General features: G+C 45.0%; 12 protein-coding genes. 5 read left to right on the top strand and 7 right to left on the bottom strand.

Annotation, left to right across the window (positions count from 1 at the left end; genetic code table 11):
* Nucleotides 1-12: 12 nt before the first annotated feature.
* Complete coding sequence (locus HV318_RS13315; RefSeq protein WP_108168505.1) at nucleotides 13-978, bottom strand: 5'-nucleotidase; 966 nt, start codon at nucleotides 976-978, stop codon at nucleotides 13-15.
* A 220-nt stretch (nucleotides 979-1,198) separates the two neighbouring features.
* On the opposite strand from HV318_RS13315, the gene HV318_RS13320 reads away from it, so the two are divergent.
* Entirely contained in the window at nucleotides 1,199-1,708 is a 510-nt protein-coding gene (locus tag HV318_RS13320) for an SIR2 family protein (protein WP_223374964.1), read from the top strand.
* On the opposite strand, the gene HV318_RS13325 is transcribed toward HV318_RS13320, so the two are convergent.
* Together HV318_RS13325 and HV318_RS13330 are read right to left on the bottom strand one after the other, a co-directional pair.
* Nucleotides 1,656-2,318 carry a restriction endonuclease subunit S gene (locus tag HV318_RS13325; protein ID WP_108168504.1) on the bottom strand — a complete coding sequence of 221 codons (663 nt, stop codon included), beginning with the start codon at nucleotides 2,316-2,318 and terminating at the stop codon, nucleotides 1,656-1,658. The genes HV318_RS13320 and HV318_RS13325 overlap by 53 nt on opposite strands.
* A gap of 71 nt (nucleotides 2,319-2,389) precedes the next feature.
* Entirely contained in the window at nucleotides 2,390-2,695 is a 306-nt protein-coding gene (locus HV318_RS13330) for an NIPSNAP family protein (RefSeq protein ID WP_071934064.1), read from the bottom strand.
* Between the two features lie 101 nt (nucleotides 2,696-2,796).
* On the opposite strand from HV318_RS13330, the gene HV318_RS13335 reads away from it, so the two are divergent.
* The 4 genes from HV318_RS13335 to HV318_RS13350 all read left to right on the top strand — a co-directional run bounded on the left by HV318_RS13335 (nucleotide 2,797) and on the right by HV318_RS13350 (nucleotide 6,333).
* A complete protein-coding gene (locus HV318_RS13335) occupies nucleotides 2,797-3,408 on the top strand; it encodes a hypothetical protein (RefSeq protein ID WP_182273135.1) in 612 nt (203 codons plus the stop codon).
* A gap of 1,324 nt (nucleotides 3,409-4,732) precedes the next feature.
* Nucleotides 4,733-5,233: a hypothetical protein gene (locus HV318_RS13340; protein WP_182273136.1), complete on the top strand. Its 501-nt coding sequence runs from the start codon at nucleotides 4,733-4,735 to the stop codon at nucleotides 5,231-5,233.
* 214 nt (nucleotides 5,234-5,447) lie between these two features.
* Entirely contained in the window at nucleotides 5,448-5,987 is a 540-nt protein-coding gene (locus tag HV318_RS13345) for a recombinase family protein (protein ID WP_131380329.1), read from the top strand.
* A complete protein-coding gene (locus HV318_RS13350) occupies nucleotides 5,968-6,333 on the top strand; it encodes a hypothetical protein (RefSeq protein ID WP_232051961.1) in 366 nt (121 codons plus the stop codon). Before HV318_RS13345 ends, HV318_RS13350 begins: the two co-directional genes overlap by 20 nt.
* Before the next feature lie 334 nt (nucleotides 6,334-6,667).
* On the opposite strand, the gene brxL is transcribed toward HV318_RS13350, so the two are convergent.
* The 4 genes from brxL to HV318_RS13370 all read right to left on the bottom strand — a co-directional run bounded on the left by brxL (nucleotide 6,668) and on the right by HV318_RS13370 (nucleotide 16,593).
* Nucleotides 6,668-8,728 carry a protease Lon-related BREX system protein BrxL gene (brxL, locus tag HV318_RS13355; RefSeq protein ID WP_108168775.1) on the bottom strand — a complete coding sequence of 687 codons (2,061 nt, stop codon included), beginning with the start codon at nucleotides 8,726-8,728 and terminating at the stop codon, nucleotides 6,668-6,670.
* A gap of 257 nt (nucleotides 8,729-8,985) precedes the next feature.
* The gene (gene pglZ, locus HV318_RS13360; protein WP_080892562.1) at nucleotides 8,986-11,589 is read right to left on the bottom strand and encodes a BREX-1 system phosphatase PglZ type A; all 2,604 of its coding nucleotides are present in this window, start codon (nucleotides 11,587-11,589) and stop codon (nucleotides 8,986-8,988) included.
* Nucleotides 11,590-11,806: 217 nt separating this feature from the next.
* A complete protein-coding gene (gene pglX / locus HV318_RS13365) occupies nucleotides 11,807-13,591 on the bottom strand; it encodes a BREX-1 system adenine-specific DNA-methyltransferase PglX (RefSeq protein ID WP_099433765.1) in 1,785 nt (594 codons plus the stop codon).
* On the bottom strand, nucleotides 13,591-16,593 hold the full coding sequence (locus HV318_RS13370; protein WP_099433764.1) for a reverse transcriptase domain-containing protein: 3,003 nt from the start codon (nucleotides 16,591-16,593) through the stop codon (nucleotides 13,591-13,593). The genes pglX and HV318_RS13370 overlap by 1 nt, the downstream gene beginning before the upstream one ends.
* Nucleotides 16,594-16,599 lie beyond the last annotated feature (6 nt).

The following is a 16,599-nucleotide window of genomic DNA, read 5'->3' on the forward strand; positions in this document are numbered from 1 at the left end:
TTATTTAAGGTTTCATGACGCTTTGTTTTCAAAAAGCTCTGAATTGCTGGCGTAAGGTACTTTCCCGGAAGGAACCACCTTTGCAGCAGTATTCAAATGCACATCCTGATCGTCAAAGAAAATGTGCGGTTTAAATGCCTTCAAAACTTTTGTTTTCTCTACACCGCCAAGAAAAAAAGCTTCATCGACATACACCCCCCAGCTTCTCAGTGTTTTAATGACGCGCATTTCCGATGGGCTGTTTCTGGCGGTCACCAGTGCAATACGGACAGGGGAATACTCAACTCTTGTCGGTAGTCGCTCCTGAAGCCTGGCTACTTTTTTTAGCAAAGTGGCATATGGACCCTCAGCCATTGGGATATCTTGTTGTGCATCCTCCAGCGCATGAAAAGCAGCCATGCCTTGAGTCTTATAAACTAACTCACTTTCATCAGAGAAAAGCACGGCATCACCGTCAAACGCAATGCGGACCTGCCCTTCCGGGATATTTGAGGCGTCGGAGGGAGGATCTTTGAGGATTGCAGCGGCGCAGAATCGGGAATCAATCACCTTTTGCGCATCTTCAACGTTAGTTGTTAAAAACAGATCCACATCAAAGGCATCAAGGTAATCGGCAACGGTTTCGCCTGCGGTAAAAGCTGAACGTGTAATATCGAGTTTGTCATGGCGAATGGTATTTAGAACACGGATACCTGTATCAGGACTGTTACGCGACATAACAACGACTTCAACCAACGGTGATTGATCATCCGGTTGACGATACTGGTTCAGACCCAGAAGCGCTTTGACCAAGGGGTAACCTGTACCAGGCTGCAAAGGTTGGTTTTCGTGTTCCAGCATGTAGGCGCGATACTTTTCAATGGCGCTATCAGGATCGGTCGCATAGGTTTCCCGAAACATGCGATCGCATTCACTCATGTCAAAAAGCGCAGTTGCACTGATGCCAATAACTAAGGTGTTACTTAAATCTAAAGGCATTGTTTATCCTGAAGTAAAGGGGCAAGATTACTGCACCACCGTATCATAACGCAGGCACTGTGTAGCGGATACTGGCCACAGATCTATAGATAATGGGCCAAATTGCCAGAACAGATAAATGAATTTTAAAGGTGCAAAATTTTTTAATCATGCACTGGAGATGGCAACCGCAATGTCTTACCGTTGTCTCAGTTGAGGATTTTTGATAGGGAATACCAATATGAATTTCAAGAAAAAACTCGAAGAGCATTTTAAGCAGTTTGAGGCATCCCCTGTGTTATTTGTTGGCTCCGGAGTGTCTCGTCGTTACCTTGGTGTGCCATGTTGGCAAGACCTTTTGAAGCATTTTGCTGAGGCGATTGGGGAAAATCATATAAAATTAAAAACAAAATCTAATGGTGACTTACCCGAATATGCACAATTATTAGTGTCGGCATACGCTGAGAAATGGTGGGATACTAAAGAAGGACAATTAGCATTAAGTGAAAAAGAACAGGAGAAAATTTTCATTAACGAACAGTCTCCTTTGAAGTTGTCAATATCTAAATATATTGAGAGTGCACATAAAAATATTATAGAAAATGATGAGTTAAAACACGAAATTTCTCTTTTTGCGAAAGCAAATATTGATGGGGTTATTACCACAAACTGGGATGTTTTTCTAGAAAGCCTTTTCCCTAAGGAAGGTGCGAATAAGTCACCAAACGCAAAAAAACGCCTATGTAAGTGATTGAATTTAATTGACTAAAAGTTTCATTTTCGTTGCGGAGGGTACTTATTCGCACCTTCCTTAATGATGACAGTAATTCTTCCAAATCGTTATGGTTTATTTTTTTCTTAATGCTATCGACTTTTAATTTTATCTTCATAAAAGAAGTCAGTACGTTTTCTGGGGGGATGTTTATTTTAATCTTCCCAACTATATCTTTATTCAGGTTCGCCATCGTAACCCCACGAGACTCTTTCTGTAAAAAGTTCTTAATCGAATCGCTAGATAAATATTCGTTCAAATAAAAAGAAAGTATTTCATTTGGCGTTTTTAATCTAATAAAAAGGCTTCCTGTGCCGCAAAACCATCCATCCTCTTTATCATTAATCAGTGCACAACGACCCATTTCTCCTCTTCGGCCCATTATAATGTCACCTTTTTTTAAATGATATTCTTTTAGTTTGTCATATTTGTGGCGATCTACGCATAGTTTAAAGTTGGGAATGATAATACCATTTTTAATATTTGTAGGGTTAATTAGTGGTATACCATTTTCAACATAATCTTCCTTATGAAGCTGGGTTCCAAATGGTCCAGTTTGGATAAATGCTATGTCTTTTAAATCTTTCAACTCCCAACCATTTAATAAAAAAGTTTCATCATTTGGAGACGCTCAAAACGCGTCTGGTGAAGCCATATGACCTATGATTGCACTCGCAGCCCTTCCACGCTTTCTGATGGTAGGCTGATCACTGTTTTCATGCTGGTTTCTATGCTGCCAACGATGTCTTGGCGTGGGCCGTTGCGCCAGTCGGCGCTTGCGTAGAAAGAACCGAGAACCATTGCCATGCTTTCGGCGCTATCAAAGCCGCGAATCGGGTAGTAGCAATCCGGGTCATGAAGCGAGTTGCCAAACGAAACAATGTCGATCCCGTGGCGCTGGTGTATTACTCTTTCATTCCACTTGGATCTGTAATATAAGTGAGGAGGTTTTTGAAGTAAAACGATATTGAGTAATTGATGGTTTATGTTGTTCTGCTATAAGCTGACAATAACCGTCTGTCAGATGTTTATTGAAAATAAATAAACTTAATGTTGTGGAGGATAAAGTGGAATTGGAGAAGGTTCTTAAATTTTCGGTTGAGGATGGAAAATCGCTGACCGACGATGAAGTTATTGAAGTATATAAATTGATTGAGGTTAACATTGAACATGTTCGTTTCTCACATAATGATTTCTTTATTTATCTTTCGGATCGCTACCTAGATCTATCGATCGCAATGGATGAAAAGGATAGGGAAAAAGAAAAAAGTCGTAAAAGTGTTATCAGAAATTCCTTGGTAATTCTGGTCGTGATGGTTGCAATTTATGGTAGTGCCAAGCTAGTTAGCTATATAACAAAACCCAGCGAACTGGATATACAACAGTCTCAGGCCTATGCTTCTTTACGTATTGATGCCATTAACCGCAAGCAACAGGCGTTGCAGTTTTTAAAGAGTGCGCCAGATGTATCGACAGAAGATCTCCCTTTGATTACGTCTACGATTACGAATTCTGGGATTAGTTTTGGGGATTCTTTTGTTCTTCAATGCCAAGAGTATGGAGAAAAGGTTGCAATAAACACATTGGCTTTATCTCCGAATTTATCGAGCGAAACAATTAAAGCATTACAGCAAGCCGTTGATGCACAATGTGAGTTGTATAATCTTGATAAACAGTAAGGTGGATATGTTTAACACCTATATTGAACAATACACTAAAAGTAACTTTTAGCATATAGCCACTTGCTATCGTGTAGAAAAGATATCAACCAAAGGAGCACGGACGTTTATGGCGACTTACCGGCAGATTGCTGATGATGTTAAATCCCGAACAGGGAGAACAGTCAAAACATGCTGGATAGCGCATGTTAAGTCATTGCATGGGCTAACCCGTCGCGTATCACCTAATCGGATCAGCATCGAAAGCCGGGTTTATCCTTGCCCTGATAAATGGGTTGCGGAGATCGAGCAATCAATGAGAAATCTGGGCGAGCTTTAGCTTTGCCGCGCAACTCAACTTTGGAGGCTGTTTGCCTCTATAAGGATGATTCTGCCTCTGCCGAAGTTTTTGAACGCAACGCCATAGAGGGACGCTTGCCGATCTAGGAGATCGACTTTCCCGCGCCCAACTTATCCGGCTGCATTTACACCGCGAGCACTTTGTGCGTTAACAACGTTCGGTTCGGATTTGTTTGTCTCGAAGGTGAGATAGAAGAGACATGTTTACTTTTGAAGGGAAAGGTTTAAAGCATAGAAAACCACAATTTTTAAAGATGTTAAAACACAACTTGTTTTTATATGTTTAACCCTTCCTCGGGGGGGGAAGCCGGACATATGAACCCTAAGGCCATCTGAGAAGATAGCCTGTAGGTTTGCTCGGTTCCCCTTGCCAGATGAAGATCAAGTCTTCCTCGTGGTGTGACGACCTTTCTTGAAAGATGCATTATGCGCAAAAGTAGCTACTCAAGAATCCGCCGATAGCTACTTTCACCCTCTGCTTGGCTGCATCAAACGCTTTCGCGCCCTACCTACCACAATCAACGTTTTGCAGAGTTCCCGTCCTAACGTTATCCGCAGATGCGCGGTAAAGCTCCACCAACCCGGACCGGTTTACCGTATGTGGTAGGTGTCGGGAGACAAGCTAACACACCGTTTTTTTCAAGAAAAGTTATATATCAGATAACTGCGTTCGTATTCTGAACGCAGTCGCTATGTGCATGGTAAGTATATAAAAACAAGGTGATTTTTACATGGAAAGGGTGTGCTTCGATTCCCCTGTAACTTTCAAGGTAAAGCACATAGTGTTGCAAATGCGGTGACATGCGCATTCAACGCGCTGGGAAGCCCTGTGGCGTGTTTTTTATCAGGGGTAGTGGATTTACTGGCTCGAAATTTGTGGCACTATCTCAATGAGTCTGGAGAGATCTGTCGAAATGAGCATACTTCGCCGCGTATTCTTCACCAGTATAGCGACATAATGATCAGGCAGGCATTGAGGGGGCGTATGAACCATAAACGCTGGATAAGCATCCAAACACATAAGAAGTTCTATAGGGCCCGCTGTGAGTTTTTGGACTGGGTTGATAGGGCGTGGGAGCATTCATTTTCTTGCTTTCTTTTGCAGATATCGGGATTCCTGATGTTTGGTGTTCTTGGAATTGCCTCCTTGCTTTTTGGTATTGGTGCACATATGAACGCTTTCCCGGAATTATATCGAAACGACAAAAAACGTAGACCAGTAAGGTTTAAGTATTCTTTGACTTTATTTGTCAGGGAGAAGGGATGGATTTTCCCCGTTATGTTCGCACTTTTGTTTGTTTCAGTTGTTGAATCATTCAATCCATATTTTTTCACTTCACCATTACTTTACTACACCATCAATGGCGCTGCGTTAGTTGTAGGCGGATTGTGCGGGGTATTTGTTTGTATGAGACTGTTTAGCTGGATGAGAGAACGCACTATTTGGCTATCGGAATGGCAGGATAAATACTCTGACGACAAGTAGTTCAGGCGCTTGGGTTTATTAATGATACCGCCATTATCTCGCATTCAGGCTAAGTATTTTCGATTCTTCAAAAAGTTGCTGCCAACAAACGACCGTTTTCTGACACCTCCCAATCGCACGCTTTCACACTGTTGGAAAAATAGCCTTGGCTTTTCTGGCAGGCCATCCTAATGTTGGCCTCGTTTTCTGGCGGGGGCCGGATGAGGAGATGACTATGGCGATTTTTGGCTACGGACGTGTTTCGACATCGCAGCAGGATACTGAGAACCAACGGCTGGAGCTTGGGCAGGCTGGGTGGCAAATTGATTACTGGTTTACCGATGTTGTTAGCGGGAAGGTTCCGGCAATGCAACGTAAAGCATTTTCTGAAATGCTCAATAAAATCCGCGATGGTGAAACGTTGGTAGTTGCAAAACTAGACCGTCTGGGGCGTGATGCGATTGACGTCCTGCAAACGGTAAGGGCGCTGGCTGACCGTAATATCAAGGTTATTGTCCACCAGCTTGGCACGACTGATCTCACCTCCGCAGCGGGTAAGCTTCTGTTGTCGATGCTGGCAGCGGTTGCGGAGATGGAACGTGATCTACTGATTGAGCGGACGCAGGCGGGTTTGTCGCGGGCAAAAGCTGAAGGTAAGAAGCTGGGAAGACCGTCGAAAATCGCCCCAGAAGCCCGTAGAGCGATTATCGAGAAAAAGAATAATGGAACCAGTGTCAGTGCCTTAGCGCGTGAATATGGCGTTTCCGACGTTTGATAAAATTGTGCAGTTGAAATCGCTCTGGAAAGTCTCGGCGATGGCTCTGATTGTCAGAATGCGCAATCTGAACGTGTTGACGGAATGGCAGTATAACAGCCTGATGCGCGATGCGACTGCAAAGGGTTATCGGACCGGTGAGCCTGGAGGAATTGAACGTGAAAGATCGCTCATTATTGAAAAAATGATGGCTGCTCTGGCGGGCAACGGTATTAATCTGACTCAGATGAGTGAAGAGCTTAACGTGCCACTTGATGAATTGAGTAGTCTGCTTTACGGTGTGGCACCAATCAGCGGCGGCAGTAGCGGAACCTCACGTTCAAGGGCCTCCCTCCGTCTGGTGTGAACAGGAAAACTGCTCATGCTTAGAGCCGCTCAGGGCAGTCTCTGGCGGCTTTTTATTGATGGTCAGCGGACTCACCACTGTTATTTTTCTGAATAGTAACCCTTATATTCAATGTTCTCCGCATTCTTACCCATACTAGATACCGACCAATGTGACCGACATGCCATGAGGGGGCTCGGAAAAATGTAGCGGTATTACCCGCAATTCCCCCTGATCAGCCCCCAGACTAGTTTTAGCTACGTCCGCTCCTGACACCGATCTGCCTTGTCAGATTTGCCCAGCGCCGTAACAGTGTCAGCTCGAATCTGAGCTAATACATATGATTTTCAGTTCGTTAGTGAACACCCAATGCCTTATAAACCGCATCCACGGGATCGGCATAGAAGCTGATCTGGAACTTAGAGAAAATCTCTGCCGGTACAGTCGGAATGTCAGAAGCAGATGCCATCGGTAGCAATACACGTTTACCACCACTGTCCATTGCTAACTGCAAGCTTCCCGCCAGATCTTCAACTGGATTCACTACACCTCCCAGTGTCATATCTCCTAATACTACCATCTGTTCCTGCACTGACTTACCCATCAAAATGGAACAGAACGCTATCAGGGCTGCCATGCTAGTTTTAGTACTAGGTCCGGAGTTATGCAACTCAACGGCATGCAGATGGTATTCATGCTCGGAAAATTTGGCGGTAGCACTGATACGGTTCAGATTACCTTTGAAGTAATCAAAACCTACGCGGATGGCTTCTTTGGCTGGTGTATTGGAGCCCAGGCCAGATGTCGAGTGTTTACCATTACCGGGTGTCATCTGAGTCTCGAAGCGATACAAGCCCAGTTGGCCAGTTCCACCCTTGGTAACCATATGTACAACTCCTGGTTTACCCAGACCTTCAGGGATTAACTGGCTTCCGCCTTGCTCTGGTACATTGACGAAAAACTCTTCCAGAGTTTCGTTGTCGAGGTAGCTGAAATGCACATCGAAAAACTCCATACCACCCAGTTTTTTCAACTGCTCTTTGATTCGACGGCGAAGTTCCAGTGCGTAGGTAAGGCAAGGGCGCACCTCCTCTTTACCAAACACACCATGAGGGTAGAGCAGCTTGAGCAACCCAGACACGGTGCGACGTACTGCGATCACATCACGCTGGTTGAGGTTGTTCCCGAGTTTGAAGAAGCGGTCAATAGCATCAGAGAAACTACGCTTGCGCATTTCACGCATATACTCGGCCAGGTAGTCGGTAATCAGACCGTAGCTATTGGTAAAAAACTCAGGTCGCATCTTCGGAATATCCCAGCCTGGGATATAGGCATGAAAGCGGTCAAAGAAGGCGGTATCGATCATCGCTTCTGGGAAAGGAGCCAGCAGGTGGCTGGTTTTGACTAACGTTTCGACGCTTTGGTTGATGTTGCCGACAAACACCATAGAAGCTTTGGCTTCGATAGAATCACGACCACGGGAGAAAGAGCCCGATGCCATGTAATCCTTCATGATCTGGACGCCATCTTTATCCTTGAAGGTAATACCAGCCACTTCGTCAAAAGCTACCACATCCCACATGCCTACCAGCCCAACCTGCCGGGAACTCATGTTGTAAAACAGATTGGCGACTGTCGTCTGGCCACCTGAGACTAGTAATGAATTAGGCGAGCACTCTTTATAGACGTGGCTTTTACCGGTACCACGTGGGCCGAGTTCGCAGACGTTATAGTTGTTCTCAACGAAGGGGATCATCCGCGTCAACAGGTGCCATTTCACCCGTTGCTTCAGATTGGTTGGCTCCATGCCGATAGAGCGGATCAGGGTATCCAGCCATTGCTCTGTTGAGAAATTAGCCCGGGCGGCAAAAAGCTCTTCCATATCCATAGAGGGCATCTGGATAGGTTTAAGGTTGAAAATTGAGAAGGGCGAAATTCTTTGCCCTTCTTCATAAAAATAGTTAAGAGTAACAATACACCAGATCCCCCCGGTGAGCAGCTTCTCGTTAGCTTTAACAATGTTGGCGGGGATCACGGCATCTTTGATACCGAGGTTCGAAAGCTGAGCCTCGTAGACATCTTTCTTCTGGTTGAGTTTTACTCCGATCTTATCGATCACTTTAAAGCTACCACGCTCACGAATCAGAGATTTTACTTTCTCAGCCTCATCCGGGCGAACATAGTTCTCAGCGAGGATTTTTTTGACGTTTTCCAGACCTTCGCGTACCACTTCATCATCGTCTGAAGCACAGTACATACCGAGCAGATATTCCAGTACATAGACAGGGACATTAGCCCCTTCTTTTAGCTGTTTGGTCAAATCCTTACGGACAACTTTACCCTTAAAGTAACGATTCAGACGGGCATCAAGATCCATGCTGGCATGCTGAGATAACTCATCGTCAATGCTGAGCATAGAAGCCTCATCAACAGTAGTTCCGCTCGGCTGGGCAAGCTTCTCCGTGTAAACGTCCATCTGCTGGATGACTACATTGTTCGTGATATGTGTGACATTCACCGCTGGCTCTTGCGCGGTTTCCTTTCCTACAAACTCACCTTCAGTAGGATTTATCTCATCATGTGGCATCTGGTATTGCTCCCGGGTACTGATTAGCTGGTACCCAACATTAGAATTTACTTTTCACATCCGCAGGATCGCTATTTTGCGAGCCATTAAAAACCGAATTCATCCTGGATTGCCAAATCAATAGTGACTGGATAGCGTGCCATTTCAATACCATCCTCATCATCAACGAGCAGCAATTGATACTGCGCCTTGCGGTCAAATTGAGCACCGGTCAGTTTTAAACGCACGTCTTGCTGGCGTTGATCCAGATTACTTGAGGTCGCTTCAAAGAGTAGCTTCTCAATAGCTGATACGGTTTGTTCTGAACTATCTACCACCGAGAAACGAACCATTCTTGATTTATGACGTTCATCGACGGCATCGGTCTGCAGAAAGCGGATTTTATCGATCACATTTACCAGCTTAATGGGTTGGTATGCCGGAACTATGCCGACTTTGGTTTTTTCATACAGAGTTTGTTTCTTGCCACGCAGCTCTTGTACTTCAAGTATTGGAACACAGACCTCTTGCAACATTGCACCACCATGGACGAAGCGGGCTCCACCAACAAAATGGAAACGGCTCACTCCTTTCGGAAGCCAGAATTCCACATCAGAGTTACCACCAACAACATTACGCAATTGCCCATGCCAGACATCTTCGTTTGTTGGTAAATTGCGACCAAGGAGATAGCGTTTTGAAGCTTCCAGAGTTCCAGATGGTTCGTGTTTCAGAGGCGATTTTACCCCGTTTTCAACTGAGGCCTGTTGGAATAAGAATCCATGATCGGCTGTGATCACTACGCGAGTAACGCCAAACCCATTGATAATTTTGTTGATGAGTCCATTCAGTTCGTCTATAGCCTGGCGGGCATGAATGAATGTCTTAAGCTCACTTTTCTGAGATTCACTCTGAGCATCGATCACATCGTGATAGACGTAGATTACCTTTGCGTCACCAACCGCCTCGTTAGCTTCTGCCCGGGTCCAGCTCAGCAGACTTTTGGCCGAAATCGCTATACCACCTACCTTACTTAGAATAGTGCTGCGATTTTCTAAACCCGCGCTGCTCTGTCCATCTACTAATACTGTTGAGTTGGTAGCGGCATAGTCCAGTTGCTGATGTGGGAGTAAGGCGGCCATGCCAAGTTGCGTGTAGCTAGGTAGTACCCCGAGCTGGCTCTTGAGCTGCGCAGTGAAGCGCTTGGCTTCATTTATCTGTCCCTGGAGCTCATGAGCAACTTCATAGCGCAAGGCATCACTGATAATAACAAACTGGCGCTTGACGCCGCTTTGGGCGAAGCGTTTTTTGATGACCGTATCATAGAAGCGATGCTGAGAGGGGAGGCCAAGTTGCCAGTTATCAAGCAACTGCTCTTTAACTAGCAAGCCATCCCATGTCAGTCCCAGTTGGTACAGATACCAGTTCACATACAGATCTTCGATTTTACTGGCCAGTACAGCCAGCACTTCTACCGACTGTCCTTGCAGGTGCAATAGTGCTTCATTAAACAGGCGATAGGCTGCATCAAACTGGAACAATTCAGCTTCATAGGCAAGATACATTTCTTGTGCTGAAGTGTAATGAAAACCATCCGGTTTCGAACGGCGTAGTTCTAGCAACAATTCAGCTTGTTGCAGCGCCTGGTAAATATATGCATATTTAGGTACAGTTCTGGCCCAGAATCCATGTCGACGACGAGAGATTAGTTGGGCAAACTCTACTCGATTCAGTTTCAAGTCACCGTTGTTTAATCCAGATATCAGCTCACGGATCAAACCTTGTTCGACCGCTTCAAAGCCTTCGACTTCTCCCCAGAGCCAGATATCTTGCGCTGTCAGGCGTGAAGCAAGTTCGAGCTGATCCGCTACCTGTGCAGAGATGTCGGCAAAATTGCTGCTGTACTGGTTAGAATCACGCCATCCAGATAGCAGAGCCATAGCATTCGCACGTCCGGTGGGAGTGGCTAATAGTTGTGACTGTAGCCAGACAGGGCGCTCTTTGGTATCAAGCTGTTCGTAGCATTCACTCACCAGTAACTTACGAATCAGTTCGCGTAGTGACGGTTCTGTCCCTTCAGGTATATGGTATCCATATTCACGGTTCATTAAATGCCAAAATCCAGGCAGCAATCCATGCTGTTCTAGCGGAGCAAGAGCGGTTTCAGCATTCTCAAGTAACCGATCGCCAATGCTTTTCATTATTTCGGCAATCTGAGCATGACAGGCCAGCACGACACTTATCATCTTCATATCAAGTGATAGCGGATCTTCTATGCCGCCACGACCGTCCAGGCGACGTTTAAAGGCTGCAATACGCTCTTTGTTGGCGAAAAAGCTTTTACGTGACGCGATGTGGTCGCGCAGCGCCATATTGGCGAGGCCGAGGTCATTAAGCAGAATTGAGGCTGCATCAGCATAAAACGTGGTGCTATAACGACGTATATCGAGCAACCAGTCTTTAGCTGGTGATGGTTCTGAACTGGGCCAGTAGAGAAGGAACCCCTGCGTGGGTTCATCGATTTCAATGCGTTTGCGCGTCTGAAGCTGTGACTGCTCTGCCATATTGAGCACTATTACTGGCAACCCGTTCCACAGTATGGCGAGTTCTGTTAGCTGTGCAGTAAAGCTCTGTTCTGGGTCGTGCCAGAAAACAATCCGATCTGCGGTGAATTTGTTGTTAAGCCCGGTTTGAAGCTGAGTGATATCCATCAGTACGTCTCGGAATAATTAAGCCATCAGCACCATGGCTGTGAATCGGCGGTAGTGTGTAATGTTGAAGATGATTATACCAACTCTGAACGTTGATGAGTGACCGAATCCCACATGCTAAAGATTCGATAGCTAATCTAACTGATTTGTACAAGGGGACAGTGAGAACAAAGTTATAAAGCGGAGACACTAGTGTCTCCGCTTTATCTTTTTGAACTTACTCGGCTTTATCACCAGTAATAGCTTTCACTTCAGCTAATAAAGTACCGAACTTGCCGTAATTGATCTTAACACCATCGTCGAGATCGAGCTGGATCTTCATATCAGCATAGTGTTTGAGTTGGTCGCCAAAAGAACGCAGCTCGGTAAGCTGTTTGGTCAGGCTATCGATCTCTTTACCGATGAGTTTGGCTTCGGCTGTTTCTGCTTCATTCTGCTGCAGGCGCAGGCGCTCAATACGGCTATCCATTTGGCCGAGCAGGGGCGTGACATACTCAGTGCGCATGCGCGGGAGAGTTGTTTCATTGTAGCGATGTAAATAGACCAAGCATTCAAAGGCTTTCTCTTTACCTGAACTGAATAGCCAGTAGATCGGGCGTTTTTTGTAGGTCTTCAAGTGATCTTTAAAGAATTGGGTCGAGAGATAGCGGCGAATCGTCTCGCGTGAGGTTTCTCCTCCTTTTTTCACTGGCTTGATCGCAGCTAAGCACAGGCTATCGGCAATAAATTGCAAGTTCTCTTCCAGATGAATATTCCCCCATACAGTGCGGATAAACTCTACAAAACGAACAGCAATATCATCCTCAAACCAAGTCTCTGAGGCCAGAGGTAGAATACCATCGCTATCAGCCGGGAAACTGATATAAGCACCTCCTTCAACTAGTGTTTTAAAACCTTTGTTACCGGCATGGGCATAAACCAGTCCCTCACGATCTAGTGAATAGCGCCCCATCATACAGCCGAGCGAATAGGAAATCAGTTCTACGACGGTATCCGATTGCAGTCTGTCTTCTCGCTCTTTGTCGGTCAGATTACCGCCATAGCGATAATGCGGGTTACAGGTGAGGGTTATTTCACTTAGTGGTACGTCAGGCGTCAGCTCATTTTGCAAGCCATAGGTGTCGATAAAAAGACTGTTATTCTCCTCTTCGAGGCGTTGCATTTCCTGAGATTTATTGTGCATAGATGTACGCAGTTTTTGGTAGCAGTTATCCAACAATAACTCACTGAAAACTGGTGGGAGTAGAGGTAATCTATTGAATGCCCAAGAAAGCTCATTAGAGTCCCAATCACTTTTTGACAGTTCAATGAGGGTCTCGGTCAAGAATTTTTTTTCTGGTAATTTAACCGGTATCGCATTTATCCCTATTGAACTGTAGTCAAGTGTCGGACAAAGAATATTCAGAAAAGTTTGAGCAACCTTGCTATTCAACAGACCAAGTAGCCCATGTTTATCTACAGATATAGGAAATATACAAGATCCCTTGGTATCGAAAAGAAAGCCTGTAGGATTATATCTTGCAGAGAATAAGCCAGAGCTTAACGATGAATAAGTTATGTTCTCACGAAAATAGTATTCTTGATTTTTTAGGCGTCCTCCAGGTCTAAGCTTGTTAATTTCTTCAACAAACTCTTTAAGTTCTACTCCATTTTTTTCCCAGTTAACCAAATATTCGTTATTTCCAAACCAACGACGAAACTCTCCACCTTTATTGTAGGCGTACCATTTCTCAGGTCTGCTTTCAGATTCTTCGGCACTTTTGCAGTCAAAACATGATTTATCCGCGCTTACTTCATGCCAGAAACGTAAGAAGCGGCCATTATCAGAGGTGGCCATGCCTTGTTTTGCATCAGCAACTTCACGTAGCTTTTCAAATTTGAAGCTGGAAATAACCATGTCGTTAACCCAATATGCAATTGGGCTTCCCGGAATTTTTTCAAAATCCTTGGCTGAAGCTCGATAAAAGTGTTTGTCCATGTTGTTATTTTCTTGCTGGACCATTATGAGTCTCCTTTTGGCAATTCTTTTCTGTTATGTGCCATATCCTGAGCAAATCCATCCGGAACGGGCTTAAAGGGTTTTCCTGGTGAACGGTGGTTGGACTGGAATTGGCGTAAGGTCGTTACATCAATTTCACCGGTGATGCAGTAATCGTGATTCCCACCTTTCACGCGCATTAAGTCGCGTTGGTAGCGTTCTTTGTAAGGTGCACGAATACGGCTATCGCCATAAAGGCGATTATTACACTGGATGATGTAGGCATGGATATCAAGTGCAGCGGATTCTACCAATGCATTAAACGTGTCGGTATCAGGGTTCCATTCTGGTACAAATAACGCATCGATTTTACCGCGCAGATCTGCCCGATAACGAATATTGGTCAATTCGCTGCAGATCATCAATGCAAAACGAAAATCTCCATGTTGCACAATCGGGGGTTGTGTCCATTGTGTGGCAGGGCTTAATTCAAGACCTGCAAGGCGGAAGAGTTCCTGTTCTTCATGTAATGCAGGTCGCTGCTTATCTTGTCGGTAGAGCATCAGAGATGGGAAGCCCAGACCATCATGACTCAGCGAGGCCCATACCTGATTACGTACGCGCTTTTTCGGAGCATGCAGATATTCCACACCACTGATAAATGAAATACCACGCCCCTTAAGTTTGTGGGCTATGCGAATAAACCACTGCGGTGGTAAAGCCAGCTCCGGTAAAATGAGATATCCACTATTATCAGGTCTGGAGATCAGTTCATTGATTAGACGACTGAGTCGCTGATAACGGCGACGACTATCAGGATCGGGTTTGTTCATCACCGCTGCGACAAAACTCGACCCACTAGTTTCCCAGCTAGATACCGCGATTGTATGCTTGGACTTAGGTTCGCCATCAGGGATCTGAAGTATTTTCTTACCGTTATTCCAATGCGGCATTTTGTGCTTGGTCAGCTCAAAACCACGTAAAGCCTGCATCACCTGGCTCAGCTTAGCGCAGTGAAGCGAATTAAACGGATCTGGTGCTATCAAATACAACTCATTGAGGCTAAAAGGGCGAGTAGCGAAATTTAGACCTGCCGGGATCCCTCTTTTAAATTTGAGCCAATCCACGAGAATACGGATACCTTCCGTTATATTGCAAGGAAGTAACTCATGTGCATCTGAGGTGATTAATTTATTACGTGCAATGATGCCTCGCTGGCTCACAATCTCTTTGGGCAGGCCGATGAAGCGAAGTGGAATATGCGCTAGATCGTAACTGAATAGCCGAGCATGAGCTCCCTGTAAGACATTGCTGCCGAGAAGTTTAAACAGACTAGACTCTAAGTGCTTTTTAAACTGTAAGGTATTACGGAATTCCTCCCAGGCAACCTTTCCTTCACCACATAGCTTGTGTGGAAAAGACGAAATAATGCTTTCAGCAACAGCATCGTAAAGTGTGTTCCACCAATCATGTTGTTGATATTGCAAGGAAGACTGCAGAGCCTTAATCGATATAGTGCAATGATCTTTGACCTTTTCCGTTAGCTTATTAAGAGCCTTAATCATTTTATCAAGATAGCTAAAATCTTCACAAGCGACTGCCATTCGAATGATACGTGGCAGGTATTGAGCCAGTTCGAAGAATTTTATCGGCGTAAGCAAATGACCTGTTACCGCATCAAAAAAAGCATGGCGGTGTTCTTTCCAGGCATCAGGCGGAAGGTCGCGCTCGTAAGCTTCATAGTCACGCAGATTGAGAGCGAAGCTAGCTCGATGCAGGGTTAAAGCATCAGTTTTACGCAGATTATCGGCTTGTTCACCAATATGACTGGTTGCTTTAAGCAGATCGGTTGCCACTGATTCGGCTGAATCAGGAAGGTTTGGTAAAGAGCGCCATTCGCTTGCACGTTGATTAATCTGCTCAGAGATAGCATTGACCAAAGCAATACCAGCCGCGCCAGACAGAACGAATAATTTATTTTTGTTGTTTGTAAACACGATACGGCTGGAACATGTTTCAAGGTAATCAGGCTTGAAAAGGATAGCCTGTTCTTTTGGGTTATCCATATGTTCCCACTTAAATAACTCTTTGCCCCCATCCCGATTGAAGATCCAATCCCAGAACTGATACGTATTTTTTATCTTACTGGTATTTTCCATCACTAACAGGATGTCATCCACATAGCGACCATAGTAGAGTGGAACAACCTGCTGTTCGATAAACTGATCGAGCTTAAAGAGTGCTGCATTGGCAACAACAGCAGAGGCTGGCAAACCAACGGGTAAGCCTTTTCCGAGTGGTGTTAGTTTTGCCCAGGCTTCCAGTGCAGTAATAAACAATTGGTGCACTCTCGTCTGACTCTGATCCAATTCGACGCCGATCAGTTTTATAAAGGCCGGATCTTGCATAAAACCGGGATTTAGTTCATGGAAAAAACTGCTCACATCAGCTGTAAGAGCTAAGACCTCTTTTTTATCTTGCAGTGCTGAACGCATAGCGTTAATGCCGCCATCACGCCAGTCGCGAAAAGGTTTGAGGTAAGGAGTAAATGATCCCAGTGCTAGTTCGTTAATTTGACCATGGCGATTACGGCGTAATCGGCTGCCATAAACATTGCTACTGAGTTTTTTATCAAAAAGCGAACCCACCTTGAGCATCCAAAGAGCTGAAAGGACATGGAAGTCCAAACTGCAGCAGGCCATCAAACGAAATTCTGCTGTGATTTCTTTTCCAGCTTCTATTATCTTCTGCCATTCATCATCAGGTGACGCGAAAATTAGTCCTGTGCTGTCATCTGTTTTCTCCGTTTTAATGGCTTTTGGGACCAGAGACCAACCCCCTAGAAAATCTGGGTTGTGTATCCAATCTTGATCTTCTCCATTGATTCGTTCTTGCAAATCAGTGAGGTTAACCTGCAGCTTATCCTCGTAGTCAGCAATGGCAAATAGCGACGGAGTTGTCGAGTAATAGAGGTCTACTTTAGCCTTACGATAAGCGAGCCCTAAATCTTCTAATGTAAAACCCATATCGTG

The sequence above is a fragment of the Enterobacter sp. RHBSTW-00901 genome (assembly GCF_014103115.1).
GTDB lineage: Bacteria > Pseudomonadota > Gammaproteobacteria > Enterobacterales > Enterobacteriaceae > Enterobacter > Enterobacter cloacae_P.

Bases quoted from the DNA above. Each gene is read 5' to 3' on its own strand.
- HV318_RS13370 (WP_099433764.1), bottom strand. From the start codon at position 16,593: ATGGGTTTTACATTAGAAGATTTAGGGCTCGCTTATCGTAAGGCTAAA.
- HV318_RS13345 (WP_131380329.1), top strand. From the start codon at position 5,448: ATGGCGATTTTTGGCTACGGACGTGTTTCGACATCGCAGCAGGATACT.
- pglZ (WP_080892562.1), bottom strand. From the start codon at position 11,589: ATGGATATCACTCAGCTTCAAACCGGGCTTAACAACAAATTCACCGCA.
- pglX (WP_099433765.1), bottom strand. From the start codon at position 13,591: ATGGTCCAGCAAGAAAATAACAACATGGACAAACACTTTTATCGAGCT.
- HV318_RS13315 (WP_108168505.1), bottom strand. From the start codon at position 978: ATGCCTTTAGATTTAAGTAACACCTTAGTTATTGGCATCAGTGCAACT.
- HV318_RS13320 (WP_223374964.1), top strand. From the start codon at position 1,199: ATGAATTTCAAGAAAAAACTCGAAGAGCATTTTAAGCAGTTTGAGGCA.
- HV318_RS13340 (WP_182273136.1), top strand. From the start codon at position 4,733: ATGAACCATAAACGCTGGATAAGCATCCAAACACATAAGAAGTTCTAT.
- brxL (WP_108168775.1), bottom strand. From the start codon at position 8,728: ATGCTCAGCATTGACGATGAGTTATCTCAGCATGCCAGCATGGATCTT.
- HV318_RS13350 (WP_232051961.1), top strand. From the start codon at position 5,968: ATGGCGTTTCCGACGTTTGATAAAATTGTGCAGTTGAAATCGCTCTGG.